This window comes from Halomonas dongshanensis (assembly GCF_024790395.1).
GTDB classification, from domain to species: Bacteria; Pseudomonadota; Gammaproteobacteria; order Pseudomonadales; family Halomonadaceae; genus Vreelandella; species Vreelandella dongshanensis.
On the sequence record NZ_JAJISC010000011.1, the window covers coordinates 25,486 to 40,713 of the forward strand.

The 15,228-nt window shown below is 63.4% G+C and carries 14 protein-coding genes; 3 read left to right on the forward strand and 11 right to left on the reverse strand.

Features of this window, described 5'->3' with window-relative positions:
• Window positions 1-335 precede the first annotated feature (335 nt).
• From LLY24_RS18070 to dksA, 5 genes are all read right to left on the reverse strand, one after another.
• The gene (locus LLY24_RS18070; RefSeq protein ID WP_259037713.1) at window positions 336-1,712 is read right to left on the reverse strand and encodes a sigma-54-dependent transcriptional regulator; all 1,377 of its coding nucleotides are present in this window, start codon (window positions 1,710-1,712) and stop codon (window positions 336-338) included.
• On the reverse strand, window positions 1,690-4,635 hold the full coding sequence (locus LLY24_RS18075) for an ATP-binding protein (RefSeq protein ID WP_259037714.1): 2,946 nt from the start codon (window positions 4,633-4,635) through the stop codon (window positions 1,690-1,692). The genes LLY24_RS18070 and LLY24_RS18075 overlap by 23 nt, the downstream gene beginning before the upstream one ends.
• Window positions 4,625-4,801, reverse strand: coding sequence for a hypothetical protein (locus LLY24_RS18080; protein WP_259037715.1), 177 nt, complete (start codon window positions 4,799-4,801; stop codon window positions 4,625-4,627). Before LLY24_RS18080 ends, LLY24_RS18075 begins: the two co-directional genes overlap by 11 nt.
• 28 nt (window positions 4,802-4,829) lie before the next feature.
• Window positions 4,830-5,747, reverse strand: coding sequence for a tRNA glutamyl-Q(34) synthetase GluQRS (gene gluQRS, locus LLY24_RS18085; protein ID WP_259037716.1), 918 nt, complete (start codon window positions 5,745-5,747; stop codon window positions 4,830-4,832).
• An 81-nt stretch (window positions 5,748-5,828) separates the two neighbouring features.
• The gene (gene dksA / locus LLY24_RS18090) at window positions 5,829-6,266 is read right to left on the reverse strand and encodes an RNA polymerase-binding protein DksA (protein WP_259037717.1); all 438 of its coding nucleotides are present in this window, start codon (window positions 6,264-6,266) and stop codon (window positions 5,829-5,831) included.
• Window positions 6,267-6,452: 186 nt separating this feature from the next.
• On the opposite strand from dksA, the gene LLY24_RS18095 reads away from it, so the two are divergent.
• Window positions 6,453-7,613 (forward strand): aminotransferase class I/II-fold pyridoxal phosphate-dependent enzyme, encoded by a 1,161-nt coding sequence (locus LLY24_RS18095; protein WP_259037718.1) that lies wholly within the window; start codon window positions 6,453-6,455, stop codon window positions 7,611-7,613.
• Window positions 7,610-8,380 (forward strand): DNA/RNA nuclease SfsA, encoded by a 771-nt coding sequence (gene sfsA, locus LLY24_RS18100; RefSeq protein ID WP_259037719.1) that lies wholly within the window; start codon window positions 7,610-7,612, stop codon window positions 8,378-8,380. Before LLY24_RS18095 ends, sfsA begins: the two co-directional genes overlap by 4 nt.
• Here the strand turns inward: sfsA and metW are convergent.
• The 6 genes from metW to LLY24_RS18130 all read right to left on the reverse strand — a co-directional run bounded on the left by metW (window position 8,367) and on the right by LLY24_RS18130 (window position 13,743).
• Complete coding sequence (metW, locus tag LLY24_RS18105; RefSeq protein WP_259037726.1) at window positions 8,367-8,960, reverse strand: methionine biosynthesis protein MetW; 594 nt, start codon at window positions 8,958-8,960, stop codon at window positions 8,367-8,369. The genes sfsA and metW overlap by 14 nt on opposite strands.
• The gene (gene metX / locus LLY24_RS18110; protein ID WP_259037720.1) at window positions 8,960-10,159 is read right to left on the reverse strand and encodes a homoserine O-succinyltransferase MetX; all 1,200 of its coding nucleotides are present in this window, start codon (window positions 10,157-10,159) and stop codon (window positions 8,960-8,962) included. The genes metW and metX overlap by 1 nt, the downstream gene beginning before the upstream one ends.
• A gap of 42 nt (window positions 10,160-10,201) precedes the next feature.
• Window positions 10,202-10,795 (reverse strand): YggT family protein, encoded by a 594-nt coding sequence (locus LLY24_RS18115; RefSeq protein WP_259037721.1) that lies wholly within the window; start codon window positions 10,793-10,795, stop codon window positions 10,202-10,204.
• Window positions 10,796-10,893: 98 nt separating this feature from the next.
• Entirely contained in the window at window positions 10,894-11,718 is an 825-nt protein-coding gene (gene proC, locus LLY24_RS18120; protein ID WP_259037722.1) for a pyrroline-5-carboxylate reductase, read from the reverse strand.
• 62 nt (window positions 11,719-11,780) lie between these two features.
• On the reverse strand, window positions 11,781-12,476 hold the full coding sequence (locus tag LLY24_RS18125) for a YggS family pyridoxal phosphate-dependent enzyme (protein ID WP_259037723.1): 696 nt from the start codon (window positions 12,474-12,476) through the stop codon (window positions 11,781-11,783).
• 97 nt (window positions 12,477-12,573) lie between these two features.
• A complete protein-coding gene (locus tag LLY24_RS18130) occupies window positions 12,574-13,743 on the reverse strand; it encodes an anhydro-N-acetylmuramic acid kinase (RefSeq protein WP_259037724.1) in 1,170 nt (389 codons plus the stop codon).
• A gap of 143 nt (window positions 13,744-13,886) precedes the next feature.
• On the opposite strand from LLY24_RS18130, the gene tyrS reads away from it, so the two are divergent.
• The gene (tyrS, locus tag LLY24_RS18135) at window positions 13,887-15,086 is read left to right on the forward strand and encodes a tyrosine--tRNA ligase (RefSeq protein WP_259037725.1); all 1,200 of its coding nucleotides are present in this window, start codon (window positions 13,887-13,889) and stop codon (window positions 15,084-15,086) included.
• Window positions 15,087-15,228: the final 142 nt, after the last annotated feature.

Sequence of the window (15,228 nt, forward strand, 5' to 3'; positions counted from 1 at the left end):
GTTGTTGTTATTGAAGCCGCCGAGCCCAGCTTGTTCTTCTTGCTATAAATATTGCAGAGCGCATGCCATTTCTTTTTATTCATTTTTAATTCAATTTCTTATGTGTTTTTTGCGAGCATGGGTACACCCTGGAAAGCCGCTGTGTTACCCATTTTGAGGCATGCACAGGGCAGCGTTGTGTGGGACGGTAACACCGCATTTTGCGCTATGAAGATGGATCGTTTTTTACCGTCTGGAGCTATTGGACCATGGTCGCAGCGCTACCGTGTGGGGCGATAGAATGGCAGCTAGGGGCTTTGAAACGAGGCTGAGTTTTTAGCGCCCCGTACGTTTATTTAGGGGCGGCGGCTGCTCTTCTTGCGTGGAATGCCCAGGCGCTGGCGGCGCTCCCAAAGGCTCTTGCGGCTGATGCCGAGCTTTTGTGCCAGTTCGGTTTCGCTCATGCTTTCTTGGTGCTCGAGAACGAAGTGTTGAAAGTAGTCCTCCAGCGAGAGGTCGTCTTCATTGAGGCTCTCGCCGTCGAGGGCTTCTGGCGTAGCGGTGGCGTTGGCCGGGCGCGGGCGAGGCGTGACAGGGCCAAGCCCCAGGTCGTCGGGATGGATCAGATGACCTTCGGCGAGAATGACGCCGCGCTCCAGCGCGTTTTCCAGCTCGCGCACGTTACCGGGCCAGGGGTAGTCGCGGATATCCTGGCGCGCCGCTCGCGACAGGCGAAGGCCGGGGCGGTCGTGGCGCTGGCACGCCTTGTCGAGCAGCACGTCGGCGAGCTGGAGTACGTCGTCTTCGCGCTCGCGCAGCGGCGGCAGCTCGATCTGCATGACGTTGAGGCGGTAGTAGAGGTCGAGACGAAAGTCGCCGCTTTTCGACAGTGCCCGCAGGTCGCGGTGGGTAGCGGCAATCAGGCGGACGTTGACGTGGCGAGTCTCGACCGAGCCGATCTTACGGATTTCCCCCTCCTGCAATACGCGTAGCAAACGCGCCTGGGCGTCTAACGGCAGCTCGCCGATCTCATCGAGAAACAGCGTACCCCCATCGGCGGCCTCCACTAGGCCCGTACGCGCGGCGCTGGCGCCGGTGAAGGCGCCTTTTTCGTGGCCAAAGAGTTCGGATTCGATCAGTGTTTCGGGGATGGCCGCGCAGTTGACGCAGATTAGCGGTGCATCGACACGCTTGCTCTGCTGATGAATGGCGCGCGCCACGAGCTCCTTGCCGGTGCCCGACTCGCCCTGGATCAGCACGGTGACGTCGGCCGGGGCGGTCTTGCGAATGCGGGTGTAGACCACCTGCATGGCGTGGCAGTCGCCGATCATCGTCGGGCGACGCTCGCCGCCCACGGTGATCTCCGGCGGCTCGGCGTGCTGTACGGATTGCTGATGCAGGATGCGCTCGACCGTCTCCAGCAGCTCGGCGTGATCGAAGGGTTTGGCCACGTAGTCGACCGCACCCTGCTTGAGCGCATCGACCGCCGAACGCATGCTGGCGTAGCTGGTCATGATCAGAACGGGCACGGGGGCCCCTGCCTGGATGAGTGCAGTACCCGGCTCGCCGGGCAGGCGCAGGTCGCTGATGATGAGATCGAAAGCGGCGAGCTCTAAGGGCGCGCAGGCCTCGACACTCGCCGCCTCCTCGACCTGATAATCGTGCCGCTCCAGCAAACGCTTCAGCGCGCTGCGGATGATGGCTTCGTCTTCAACGATGAGAATCCTGGGCATGGGCGTTCGAGGCATCCTGTTGATGACACGGCAGCCATAGCGTCATGGCGGTGCCGCAGGGCGTGTCCGGCGGTGGCGAAGCCACCTCGATCTTACCTTGGTGTTCGGCGACGATCTGATAGGCCAGCGAGAGGCCAAGCCCAGTGCCTTCGCCGGGCGCCTTGGTGGTGACGAAGGGCTCGAAAAGATGCTCGCGCACGTCGGCTGCGATGCCGCGTCCGGTGTCGGTCACTCGCCACCAGGCCTGATGCTCCCCAGTGCCAGCGCTGATCACGATCTCATCACCGGCGCTACAGGCGTCGCGAGCGTTGCTTAGAAGGTTGACCATGACCTGGGTGAGCCGCTGGCCGTCGCCACGCACGATGATCCCTTCGGGACAGGTGTTGATCAGCGTCACATCCTCGCCCGAGCGGGCCAGGTTAATCAAGTGCAGCGCTTCGGCGCTGATCAACGCCAAATCCACCGGGGCATCGAGCACGGCGCTAGGCAGACCGCCGTGGGCAAAGCCCACTAGCGAGTTGACGATGCGGGTGACGCGCTGAGTAAGCTGCTGGATCTGATCGGCCGTTTCCAAAAGCGCCGGGTCTTCGGTGTCGTAGCGCAGGTTCTGGGCCAGCGACGAGATACCGGTGATGGGGTTGCCGATCTCATGCGCGACACCGGCGGCGAGCTGGCCGATGGACGCCAGGCGCGCTGCGTGCGCAAGCTCCTCTTCCAGCCATTTCATTTCGGTGTGATCCTCGACCAGGATGACGCTGCCGCCCCGACTGTCGTGGCCATCCAATACGGCTTTGTGCAGGGTGAGGAAATAGTCGCGCCCGTGCAGAGTCACCGCCTGCTTGTAGAGCGGCGCCTGGGTGGCGCCGAGCACGCGGGCTAGAAGCGTCGGCCAGGGGGCAGGCAGGTTGTCGTAGCGCGAGCCGATGACGCTGTCGCCGCCAATGCCGGAAAGCTGCGACAGCGCCTGGTTCCACATCACGACCTCGTCGTCATCGCCCACCACGCACAGGCCCAGCGGCAAGTGCGCCAGAGTTTGACGATGGTGGCGGCGCAGCCCATCGAGCTCGCGGGCAAGGCCGGTCAGGCGCGAGCGGTAGGCCTCCAGGCGGCTCTCGACGAAGTGGATGTCGTCGGTGGCCGGGGCGTCGTCGTGGCGGTAGGGCAGGTAGCGGTCGACGATGTCGCGGGCAACCGATGGGCCCATCAGCCCCGAAAGGTTGGCTTGAAGGCGGTCGCGCAGGCGGCGCAGGGCGTAGGGGCGCCGCTCTTCTGGCTGCAGGCGCAGCGCCTTCATCGCCCGAGCGACCTCGCGGGTGGCGGCTTCGTCGCCAATGGCCTGGGCCAAGTGCGGGGTGAAGTCGGCGGCGGTCGCCGCCTCCAGCGGTAGCCGCTTGGAGCGAATCACCGCATCCACCGAACAGGCCTCGGCGGCCGAGCGCTCGCCTTCGGAGGTGCGCGTAAACAGCGAAATGACGATCAGGAGCAGAATGTTGACGGCCAGTGAGAGCAGTGCCGTGTGGTACCACAGCGGTGAATCGGGGGGTAAGAATAGCGCATAGGGCAGCGGCGGCAGCGTTACGCCGGTAACCAGCGGTAGCCACAGCCCCCAGAGCCAGATGATCGCGCCGCCAAGCAAACCCACGACCACGCCCGTGCGGTTGGCGCCCGGCCAGTAGAGCAGGGCTAGCATGCCGGGTAGGCACTGGGCGATACCCACGAACGCGGTCAGCCCCAAATCGGTGAGCACGGCGCTATGTTTGAGCCACTGATCGAACAGCCAGCCGCTCACGACCACGGCGACGATCAACCCCCGGCGTAGCCACAGCAGCCAACCATAAAGATCGCTATGGGCCTCGGGTGGGCGCGCCACCAGGACGATGTGGTTGAGCACCATGCCCGACAGCGCAAGCGCAATGACGATCATGGTGCTGCTGGCGGCTGCCAAGCCGCCAATAAAGGCAATGGCACCGATCCACCAGTGGGTATCGATGAAATAGGCGGCGTAGGCCGCCAGCGGCACGTCGCCCTGGCTCGCCTGGGCCGCCCACCAGATCAAGGGTACCGGCAGCGCCATCAGCAGCAGAAACAGCGGCAGCGTCCAGCTCGCTTGGAGCAGGGTGTGGCGCGACAGGTTTTCGGCGAAGGTGATATGAAACAGGTGCGGCATCAAAAAGGCGGCGGCGAAAAAAAGCAGCAAAAGCGTGCGCCAGTGCGCCGGGTCGAGCTTGGTGGTCGCTACCTGGGCGGCGAGCCCCGGCCCTTCGAGCCACTGCTGTAACGATGCCGGGCCATCGAAGACGAGCCACAGCGCAAGCCCACCAAGCGCCAGCATCGCCGCGAGCTTGACCACGGACTCGACGGCGAGCGTACTGAGCAGCACGTCGGGCTGCGCGCGGGCGTGGGCGTGGCGCGTGCCGAAGAGAATGGCAAAGGCGGCAATGGGCGCGCAGAACACGAGTGCTACGCTGCTACCCGCTTGGCCTTGGGTGAGCAGGCTGACCGCGCCACCGAGGGTCTGTACCTGAATGCCGAGCAGCGGCAGCACCGCCAGGGCGCTGATCAGCGTAACCAACGTGCCCGCCCAGCGCGAGCGAAAGCGAAAGGCGAAGAGGTCGGCTAGCGAAGAGAGCTGATAGGTGCGGGTGATGCGCTGAATAGGCACCAATAGCACCGGAGCGAGTAAGAACGCGCCAGCCGCACCCAGATAGTAGGCGAGATAGCCAAACCCCGCTTCGGCAGCGAATTCGAGGCTGCCATAGAGCGCCCAAGCGCTCGCATAGACCCCGAGTGCCAGGGTGTAGACGATAGGGTGGCGCAGTACGCGAATGGACACTTTGCCCCGCTCGACCGCGCTAGCGCAGAGAAACAAGAGCCCTAGATAGCCGCCGCCCAAGAGCAGTACGCCGAGAAGTTCAACGCTCATCGAGCTTCCTTTTCTGTTCCAGCCACAGGGTAAGGGCGATGAGCCCACCCCAGATGACGAAAGGGCGGTACCAGGCCGCGCTGGGGTCACCCCAGCCGCTCATCAATAGCGGCGAGAGCAGGTAGCCCCCAAATACCAGAAACAGCATCAAGCGGTAGACGTACATCGCGGATCTCCTTTCGCCTCCCTTGGCTTCAGCTCTCTTCTTCGAGCGCGCGTTCCATGCGCGCTACGAGTTTGGCGGCGTCCCATTGCTCGATCGCCCAGGCGAGCTGGGTTTTGGGGGGCTCGGCTGCAAGCGCTTTGGGCGGCGCCTGGTCGAGCGCGACCAGGGCGCGATAAAGTTCGCGACGAACGCCCTCGGCGTCCTCGGCAAGCGGTGGCGCCAGGTTCTGCTTGGAGAGTTTCTGCCCGCTGGCGGTGACGATCAAGGGCAGATGAAGATAACGCGGGTGTAAGGCGCCCAGGGCCGTTTGAAGCTGCAGTTGCCAGGGCGTGTTGTCGAGCAGGTCGGCGCCGCGTACCACGTCGGTAATGCCCTGCTCGGCGTCGTCTACCACCACCGCTAGTTGGTAGGCCCAGAGGCCCTCTTTGCGCTTGAGCACGACGTCACCGAGGGTGGCGGGATCAAAGGTGGTGAGCCCGAAGAGGCGGTCGTCCCAGCTTACCGGGCGGGGGCCGAGGTCGCTGCGCAGTCGCCAGGCGACGGGCTTGCCGGGCTCGCGTAGGCCGCTGCGGCACCAACCAGGATAGATGGGGGAGTCGGCCCACTGCTTGCGCGAACAGCTGCAGGGGTAAGCAAGCCCTTCAGCCACGAGGCGTTCCAACGCGTGTTGGTAGGCGTCGTTGCGCTGCGACTGCCAGCTAACCTCGCCATCCCAGGTGAGGCCGAAACGTTCGAGCTGGGTCAGAATGAGAGCGTCGGCGCCCGGCGGGCAGCGCGGTGGATCGATGTCTTCGATGCGCACGCCCCAGTGCCCCTGCTGGGCGCGGGCGTCCAGGTAGCTGCCCAGCGCCGCTACCAGCGAGCCGAAGTGCAGCGGGCCGGAGGGGGTGGGCGCGAAGCGGCCGCGATAGAGGCGGTGCTTAGCAGCGGGCGGGATGGTCGGCATGGAAAGTCCTTGGCGGCGAAACGAAAACGGGCACCTTGGGGTGCCCGTTACGGAAGCGGTCATGCGGTGGGCGCCAAGGGCTTAGCCGCCGAGCTGCTTCTCTTTGAGTTCTGCCAACGTCTTGCAGTCGACGCAGAGCGTTGCCGTTGGGCGTGCTTCCAGACGGCGAATGCCGATCTCGACGCCGCAGGCTTCGCAGAAGCCGTAGTCGTCTTCGTCGATCTTCTCGATAGTCTCGTTGATCTTTTTCAACAGCTTACGCTCGCGATCGCGGGTACGCAGTTCGAGGCTGAAGCCCTCTTCCTGGGTTGCGCGGTCGGCAGGGTCGGCGTAGTTGCTGGCGTCTTCTTGCAGGTGGCGTACGGTGCGATCCACCTCTTCCATGAGGTCCTGTTTCCAGTCCAGCAACAGCTGGCGAAAATGCGCAAGCTGGCGCTCGTTCATATACTCTTCGCCCGCTGCAGGCTCGTACGGGACGAAGGACTTGGAAGCTTCCGGTTTCTTTTCCGCTACTGGCATGGGACTGCCTCTTACGTAAGTGACTGCTGATCGACCATGAAACTCGTCTCACGATCTCACGCCAAAGGGATGCTTGTTTAGCTGAAAGACGGCGCCGTTGCAAGCATAATAGTGAGTCTTAGACCATGTTCCTAGAGGCTATAAGAGTATGCTGCCTACCTTTGGGACCCGAGCCGAGGAGCGTCAATGATTGGAAATACGCGGGTGCATCGCGTCGCCCCCTTTCGTGTCATGCACTTGCTGGAGATGGCCCAGGCGCGCGAAGCCCAGGGCCACGACGTCATTCACCTGGAGGTGGGCGAACCCGACTTTTCTACCCCTGCGCCCATCATCGCCGCCGGGCAGCAGGCGCTAGCCGAGGGGCGTACCCGCTACACCCCGGCCACTGGCCTGCCAGCGCTCAAAGTCGCGATTGCCAAGCACTACGCCGAGCACTTCGCGGCCGACGTCGACCCGGCGCGCATCGTCGTCACGCCGGGGGCGTCCGGGGCGCTGCTGTTGGCAAGCCAACTGCTGGTGGGCAGCGGCGATCGGGTGCTGATGGCCGACCCTAACTACCCCTGCAATCGCCACTTCATGGCCTTGGCCGGAGCCGAGATCGATACCGTGGCCGTCGCGCGCGAGAGCGGCTGGCAGCTCGATGCCGAGCTCATCGCGCGCCACTGGCGCGAGGAGACGCGCCTAGCCATGCTCGCCACCCCCTCCAACCCTACCGGCCACACGTTGAGCGCCTCGGCGCTGAGCGCGGTGATGCAGACGGTCGCGTCGCGCGGCGGCCAGCTCCTGGTCGATGAAATCTATCAAGGGCTCAACTACGACGAGGCGCCGACCTCGGCGCTGGCGCTTGGCGAAAGTGCTTTCGTGGTCAACAGCTTCTCCAAATACTTCGGCATGACCGGCTGGCGCCTGGGCTGGCTGGTCGCGCCCGAGGCCGCTGTGGAGCCGCTTTCGCGGCTGGCCCAAAACGTCTTCTTGGCCGCCTCTACGCCTGCGCAGTACGCGGCACTAGCGGCTTTCACTCCAGAGTGTCGTGAGCTGCTCGAAGCACGCCGGGCGACGTTCAAAACTCGGCGCGACGTGCTCATGCAAGGACTCGCCACGCTGGGCCTTGCGCCCGACTTGCCCCCACAGGGCGCCTTCTACCTATGGCTCGATATCTCGCGCTACAGCGACGATAGCCAAGCGTTCTGCGAGCGCCTGCTGCAGGAGGAGAACGTGGCGATCACGCCGGGAATCGATTTTGCCGTGCGCGACGGTGAGCGCTACGTGCGCATCGCCTTTACCAACGATGTCGCCCGGCTGGAGGAGGCGGTTGCGCGTCTTACCCGCTTCGTGGCGCGGCTATGACGCTGGCCTACCCGCCGCTTGTAGCGGGCACGCTGGTGCGACGCTACAAGCGCTTCTTCGCCGAGGTGCGTTTGGATGACGGGCGTGAGGTGGTCGCGCACTGTCCCAATACCGGCTCGATGAAGGCGGTCAACGTGCCGGGTTGCCGGGTGTGGCTTTCGCCCAGCGATAACCCACGACGCAAGCTCGCCTGGACTTGGGAGCTGATCGAGCTGCCAGAGGCCAATGGCAGAACCGCGCCGGTATCGGTACATACCGGGCGGACCAACCGCATCGTCGAGGCGGCGCTTAGCCAAAGCAGCCTCGCGCCCTTGGCGGGCTATGCCCACTGCCGTCGCGAGGTGCGTGTCGGTGAGGCGCGGCTCGATTTCGTCTTGGAACAGCAGCCACACGATGCGCGAGCGCTTAGTGAAGCGCCCAATGCGCGGGTCTATATCGAGGTCAAACAGGTGACGCTCAAGGAGAGCGATGGCCACGGCTATTTTCCCGACTCGGTTAGCGCACGTGGCTTGAAACATCTTCACGTGCTCGAAGCGCTGGCGCGCAAAGGCGAGCGGGCAGTGCTGCTGTTTTGCGTCGCTCACGAGGGCATCAATGATGTGGCGCCCGCCGCGCATATCGACCCCGCCTATGCCGCAGGGCTTCAAGCGGCGACGGCGGCGGGCGTCGAGGTGATGGCCTTTGGCACCCGCGTGGAGTGGGCAACGGGCGTGCCGGTGAGCATTGCGCTTGACCGGCGACTACCGGTGCGGGTTAGCGTCGCCTAACGCGGAAGATGGCGATCTCGCCGAACAGGTTCGGCCACAGCCGCGAGCTCCAGTGGCCGCGCTGGTTACCCACGCCCACCGCCCGATCGACGATGACCAGCCCCTTCTCCTGGCATAGGTGCTCGAAGTCGTTGAAGGTCGAGAGGTGGATGTTGGGGGTGTCGTACCAGGCGTGGGGCAGCGACTTGGAAACTGGCATGTAGCCGCGTAGGCCCAAGTGGATGCGGTGGCGCCAGTAGGCAAAGTTGGGGAAGGTGATGATGCCTTCGTTGGCGACCCTGAGCATCTCGTCGAGCATCTTGTCGGGACGGCGCAGGGCCTGCAGTGCCTGGGTCATGATGACCAGGTCATAGCTGTTGTCCTGAAAACAGCCTAAGCCGTCATCGAGGTTGTGCTCGATAACGCTGACCCCGCGCGCAACGCAGGCGGTTATGCCGTCAGGGTCGATTTCGAGACCGTAGCCGGTCACTTTTTTGTGCTGGGCGAGGGTGTCGAGTAGAACGCCGTCGCCGCAGGCCAGGTCGAGCACGTGGGCGCCTTCGGCTACCCAATCGTAAATCAGTGCGAGATCGGCGCGCATCATGCAACCCCCTGCGTGGCGTGGTCTGGATCGAGCTCGAGATCGCGGGCGATGCGCGTCATGAAGGCGCTAAACAGGGCCTCGTAACGCGGCTCGGGCAGCAAGAAAGCGTCGTGGCCGTGGGGTGAGGCGATGTTGGCATAGCTCACTGGCTTGCCCGCCTGGGTGAGTGCGTCCACCAGCTCGCGCGAGCGCGAAGGCGGAAAGCGCCAGTCGGTGGTGAAGCTGATGACCAGAAACGGGCACTGCGCCGGGGCCAGCGCCTGGGCCAGATCGCCTTCAAAGGCGGCGGCTGGGTCGAAGTAGTCCAGCGCCTTGGTCATCAACAAGTAGGTGTTGGCGTCGAAGGCGGTGGAGAAGGCGTCGCCCTGGTAGCGCAGGTAGGACTCGACCTGGAATTCGACGTCGAAGCCGAAGTTAAGATCGTCGCTGCGCAGATCACGACCAAACTTGCTGCCCATGGCGTCTTCGGAAAGATAGGTGATATGGCCGACCATGCGTGCAAGCTTGAGCCCGCGCTTGGGCACGGTGTCGTGTTCGGCATACCAGCCATCGAAGAACTCGGGGTCGGAGCGAATCGCCTGGCGGGCGACCTCGTTGAAGGCGATGTTCTGCGCCGAGAGCCGTGGCGTGGCGGCGATGATCGCCGCATTGGCTACGCGCTCGGGGTAGGTGATCGCCCACTGCAGCACCTGCATGCCGCCAAGGCTTCCGCCTACCGCTGCGGCAAAGCGCTCGATGCCGAGGTAATCGGCCAGGCGCGCTTGGCTATTGACCCAATCGCTGACCGTGACAAGCGGAAACTCGGGACCCCACTGGCGCCCCGTGGCCGGGTTGTGGCTCACCGGCCCCGTGCTTCCGTGGCAGCCGCCGAGGTTGTTGAGCGCAATGACGAAAAAGCGGTTGGTGTCGATCGGCTTGCCGGGGCCGATGTGGGCGTCCCACCAGCCAGGCTTGCGATCCTCTTCGCTGTGGTAGCCCGCCGCGTGATGATGGCCGGAGAGCGCGTGGCAGATTAACACAGCGTTGCTGCGCTCGGCGTTGAGCGTGCCGTAGGTCTCGTAGATCAGCTCGTATTCCGGCAGCACCTTGCCGCAGGCCAGGGCCAGTGGGGTATCGAATTTAGCGATATGGGGCGTGACCAAGCCTACGGAGCCAGCGGGGCGGTCGGCGTAGGCGAGAGTGTCAGAGTCAGGCATCGAAGGCGTGGGTCCCGTTCTACTTGCGTGTTGTCCTGGTGATCACAGGCCGACGAACCAGCCAGCGGGGCCGGCGGCGCGAATCAGCGACCCGACGACCAGGCTATCCAGCAGGTTGATGGCGATGAAAACGACGATGGGCGACAGATCGATCATGCCCAGCGGCGGAATGATCCGACGCACTGGCGCCATGATCGGCTCGACCAGTTGCATGACTAAAAGCGCGCCTGGGTGGCTTGCGTTCGGCGCTACCCAGCTCAGGATGATCATCACGATCAAGGCGAAGAAGTAGATCTTGAGAATGGCGTTGGCGAGCGCGGCTACCCCGGCGATGGCGAGATGGGCAAGATTTGGCAGGCCATTGGCGAACAGCGCGAAAATGATCGCGATGCTGCCGACCTTGAGCACGAAGCCTGCTGCTAGCGTGGCCAAGTCGTAGCGCCCGTTGATGGGGCGCAAAAAGCCTTGGAAAAGACCCACGGCGGGTTGGGTGATCTTGACCACGGACTGGCTGAGCGGATTGTAGTAATCGGCGCGCGATGCCTGCAGCAGAAAACGTAGCATCAGCATGAAGAGGTAAAGGTTGATCAGCAAATTGATCAACGATAACCCGGCGCTGCCCAGTTGATTCCCCATCGGTGTGACTCCTCGTGCGTCAGGGCGCAGTAGTGTGGCGGTGATATGTTGGTAATACGTTAGAAAGAGAGGGTGGTGGATACGCGCCAAGCGGCCCGCTAGGGCGTGCCGAGCTCCTTGGCCATCTCTTCGGCGCGCTGGGCGCAGGTGTGCATGGCATCCTGAACGATTTGGCGCATTTTGGCATCCTCCATGTGCGCGATGGCGCGCTCGGTGGTGCCGCCAGGCGACATTACGTTCTGCTTGAGCGTGGCCGGGTCCTTATCGCTTGCCTGGGCCATGGTGGCGGCGCCTAGCCCGGTTTGGATCGCCAAGCGCCGCGCCGTGGCGGCGGGCAGGCCAAGCGCCACGGCGGCGGCTTCCATGGCTTCGAACATCAAGAAGAAGTAGGCCGGGGCGCTTCCCGCGACGGCGGTCACGGCGTTGAGTAGGCGCTCTTCATCGACCCATTCGACTAGGCCGACGGCGGCCATCAGCGCGCTGGCGGCGGCGCGCTGATCCTCACTTACGGCGGCGTTGGCATACAGGCCGCTGGCGCCCTGGCCAACCAGCGAGGGCGTGTTGGGCATGCAGCGCACGATGGCATGACCGCCTCCGAGCCAGGCGTCGATCGAGGCAACCTCGAGCCCTGCCGCAATGGAGACGATCAGCGGACGATGCGTCTGCGCTACCTCGGCAATCTCTTGGCACACCTGACGCATCACCTTGGGCTTGACGCCGAGAACGACGATGTCAGCGCTAGCTACGGCGGTACGGTTATCGGTGGTCGTTTGAATGCCGAGACGCTCACTAAGCGGCGCCAGTGTCGACTCGCGGGTCGCGGTGGCGGTGATAGTGGCAGGTGCCGCGCCGCTGGCGACGAGGCCGCCGATGATGGCGCTGGCCATGTTGCCCGCGCCGATGAAGGTGATCTGCTTCTCCATGGTGTCGTCTCCCTCGTAAATGGTGTCGTTGTCTGGTGCTGGCGGCTTGCTAGGCACTGCCCTCAGCGGGCGCCAAAGATCGCGCTGCCCAGGCGGACGATGGTGGCACCTTCTGTCACGGCGGCTTCAAGATCATCGCTCATACCCATCGACAGGGTGTCAAGCAGAGCCTCGGGCAGGCTTGCCTGCAGCTCGTCGCGCAGCTTACGCAGGGCAGCGAACGGCGCCTGCTGCTGTGCCATCGACTCGGCCGGGGCGGGAATCGCCATTAGCCCCCGCAGGCGTAGGCGCGGCAGGGTTAGAATCTCGCGCGCCAGGGCCAGCGTCTCTTCTGGGGCTACGCCCGACTTGCTCGGCTCTCGGCTGATATTGACCTGCAAGCAGACGTTGAGCGGCGCTAGTGTTGCCGGGCGCTGCTCGTTCAGGCGTTGGGCGATCTTGAGGCGATCGACGCTGTGTACCCAGGCAAAGCGCTCGGCCACGGAGCGCGTCTTATTGGATTGCAGCGGGCCAATGAAATGCCAAACGATATCGTCGAGTTCGCTGAGGGCCGTCTGTTTGTCGAGTGCCTCTTGTAGGTAGTTCTCGCCGAAATCGCGCTGGCCTAGCTGGTGTGCCTGGCGTACTGCGCTTTCCGGTTTGGTCTTGCTCACTGCCAGAAGCAGCGCATCGTCGAGCGGCCGACCAGCGTGCTCCAGGGCGCGGTGTAGGCGCTCGCGTGCGGTGGCAAGGGACTCGGGAAGGGCGACATCGAACATGGCGACTCCTCAGGGCAAACGACAAATGCAGGAGAAAAGAGAAGCGATAGTACCGAACTGCGGCCACGCTCGGCAAAGCAATGCGCGTGGGTGACTCTCAGGCGGCATAGACACCGCCGAGCAAGCGAGGCCCGCGCGCACCAGTGACACTTGGCAGATTGCCGGGCAGCCCCTGCAAACGGCGGTAGGCGAGCCAGGCAAAGGCGCCCGCCTCGATCCAATCGCCAGGCCAGCCATAGGCATCGGGGGTAGTGAGTGATGCCTGAGGCAGGCGCGCCTGAAGGCGTGCCATGAGGTGGGTATTGTGAACCCCGCCGCCAGCGGCGATGAGCTCGAGCGTTTGCGTGCCCAGCCCCAAGAGGGCAACGGCATCGGCCACGCTTGCAGCGGTGAGTTCGGCAAGTGTGGCTTGAACGTCTACTGGGCGTTCATCGCCGCGAAGGTGCTGGGCTAACCAGTCGAGATGAAAGTGCTCGCGCCCGGTGCTGCGCGGCGGCGGCTGGTGAAAGAAGGCGTCGTCGAGCATGCGGCGCAAAAGTGCATAGTCGATTCGTCCTTGGGCGGCCCAGGCACCTTCGGCATCGAAGTGGCCGTCGTGGTGGCGCGCGTACCAGGCATCCAGTAGGGCGTTGGCGGGGCCACTGTCGAAACCGATGACCTCGCCGCCATTGGGTGGCAGCGAGGTCACGTTGGCGAAGCCGCCTAGGTTGAGAATCAAGCGGTGGCGCTGGTCGTCGGCGAATAGGGCATGGTGAAAGGCGGGCGCAAGCGGTGCCGCCTGTCCGCCTGCGGCAAGATCGCGGCGGCGAAAATCGGCGACTACCGTGCAGCCGGTAAGCTCGGCCAAAAGGCTAGGGTTGTCCAGCTGCAACGTATAGGACGGGGCATTGGCCGTGGAAGCGTGGCCGTTTGGGGCGTGCTCGATGGTCTGGCCGTGACTGCCAAGAGCCACGATCTCAGTGGTATCGATGCCTTCGTTTGCCAGCAGCGTCGCCACCGCTTTGGCCTGAAGGGCGCAAAAGGCGTCTTCGGCTGCGGCGAACTCGTCAAACCCCGCTGAGCTAGCGTGGCAAAGCGCCCATAGGCGCTGACGAAGCTCGCTCGGCATGGGTTCGGCATGATGGCCTAAAAGTACGGGGCGTCCGTGCGCGTCGATGTTGACCAGCGCCGCATCGATGCCATCGAGGCTGGTGCCCGACATCAACCCAACGTAGAGGCCGGAGGCATTCGTTGAGGCGTCGTCAGTGCGGTGGGCAGGGTGGGGCATCGCGTTTTCTCCTTTAACACAGTGAATCGCTTGAAAGCGCCCACCTCGGCAGACTCAACCAAAACCGAGTGGCATGGTAACATCGTCGGTCAACGTGTAACCAAGCGCTCGCAGGCGCAGGCAAAATTGAGGGAGAAGGCTCGATGAGCGAGGTGGATCAGGCGCTGGCGCTACTCACGCGCGGCACGCACGAAATTTTGGTCGAAGATGAGTTCAAGAAGAAGCTCGCCTCCGGCCGTAAGCTGCGCATCAAGGCAGGGTTCGATCCCACCGCGCCCGACTTGCACCTGGGCCACAGCGTGCTGCTGACCAAAATGCGCCAGTTTCAGGACCTGGGACATACCGTCATCTTCTTGATCGGCGATTTTACCGGGCGTATCGGTGATCCGTCGGGCAAGAACGTCACGCGTAAGCCGCTTACCGAAGCCGAGGTCAAGGCCAACGCTGAGACCTATAAAGCCCAGGTATTTAAAATCCTGGATCCCGAGAAAACCGAGGTGCGCTTCAACGCCGAGTGGTTTGGCGAGCTAACGGCAGCCAAAATGATCGAGCTCGCCGCGCAAAGCACCGTTGCCCGCATGCTCGAACGCGACGACTTCGAGAAGCGCTACAAGGCCAACCAGTCGATTTCGATTCACGAATTCCTCTATCCGCTCGTCCAGGGGTACGATTCGGTAGCGCTGGAAGCGGACATCGAACTCGGGGGCACCGATCAGAAATTCAACCTCTTGATGGGGCGCGAGATTCAAAAGCACTTTGGTCAGGAAGCCCAGGTGGTCATCACCATGCCGCTGCTCGAAGGGCTGGACGGCGTACAGAAGATGTCCAAATCATTGGGCAACTACGTCGGTCTCGATGAGGCACCTGGCGTGATGTTCAACAAGCTGGTGTCGATGCCCGATAGCCTCATGTGGCGCTATTTCGAGCTTCTCTCGCTCAAGAGCAACGAAGAGATCGACGCGCTCAAGCAAAGCATCGAGCAGGGCGCCAACCCGCGCGACGTCAAAATGGAGCTCGCCCGTGAGTTGATTGCGCGCTATCACGGTGAGGAAGCCGCCGCCAACGCGCATAAGTCAGCGGGTAATCAGCTAGCCGAAGGTGAACTTCCTGATGACCTGCCCGAAGTTGAGGTCGACTTCGAAGGCGCCGAGTCTGCCCCTATCGCTACCGTGCTCAATCGCTCGGGACTGACCAAGAACAGTGCTCAGGCCAAAGACATGCTGAAAAACGGCAGCGTAAAGGTCGACGGTGAGTCGGTCGCACCCGACACTATGCTGGCTACCGGTAAGGAGTATGTCATTCAGGCAGGCAAGAAACGTTACGCCCGTGTGACGCTCAAATGATGCTTTTTTGAAAAATCGGAAAAACCCCTTGCCAAGGCCGGGGGTAATCCGTAAAGTACGCATCCGCTGCCGGGGGACGCCAAGCGCACCGGCGGTGATGAGACTGAAAAGTCTTGGTTTGTCAGGGAGTTACCAGGGTGTT

Coding starts and splice junctions, on each gene's coding strand:
- LLY24_RS18070 (WP_259037713.1), bottom strand. CDS start 1,712: ATGCCCAGGATTCTCATCGTTGAAGACGAAGCCATCATCCGCAGCGCG.
- LLY24_RS18075 (WP_259037714.1), bottom strand. CDS start 4,635: ATGAGCGTTGAACTTCTCGGCGTACTGCTCTTGGGCGGCGGCTATCTA.
- LLY24_RS18080 (WP_259037715.1), bottom strand. CDS start 4,801: ATGTACGTCTACCGCTTGATGCTGTTTCTGGTATTTGGGGGCTACCTG.
- gluQRS (WP_259037716.1), bottom strand. CDS start 5,747: ATGCCGACCATCCCGCCCGCTGCTAAGCACCGCCTCTATCGCGGCCGC.
- dksA (WP_259037717.1), bottom strand. CDS start 6,266: ATGCCAGTAGCGGAAAAGAAACCGGAAGCTTCCAAGTCCTTCGTCCCG.
- LLY24_RS18095 (WP_259037718.1), top strand. CDS start 6,453: ATGATTGGAAATACGCGGGTGCATCGCGTCGCCCCCTTTCGTGTCATG.
- sfsA (WP_259037719.1), top strand. CDS start 7,610: ATGACGCTGGCCTACCCGCCGCTTGTAGCGGGCACGCTGGTGCGACGC.
- metW (WP_259037726.1), bottom strand. CDS start 8,960: ATGCGCGCCGATCTCGCACTGATTTACGATTGGGTAGCCGAAGGCGCC.
- metX (WP_259037720.1), bottom strand. CDS start 10,159: ATGCCTGACTCTGACACTCTCGCCTACGCCGACCGCCCCGCTGGCTCC.
- LLY24_RS18115 (WP_259037721.1), bottom strand. CDS start 10,795: ATGGGGAATCAACTGGGCAGCGCCGGGTTATCGTTGATCAATTTGCTG.
- proC (WP_259037722.1), bottom strand. CDS start 11,718: ATGGAGAAGCAGATCACCTTCATCGGCGCGGGCAACATGGCCAGCGCC.
- LLY24_RS18125 (WP_259037723.1), bottom strand. CDS start 12,476: ATGTTCGATGTCGCCCTTCCCGAGTCCCTTGCCACCGCACGCGAGCGC.
- LLY24_RS18130 (WP_259037724.1), bottom strand. CDS start 13,743: ATGCCCCACCCTGCCCACCGCACTGACGACGCCTCAACGAATGCCTCC.
- tyrS (WP_259037725.1), top strand. CDS start 13,887: ATGAGCGAGGTGGATCAGGCGCTGGCGCTACTCACGCGCGGCACGCAC.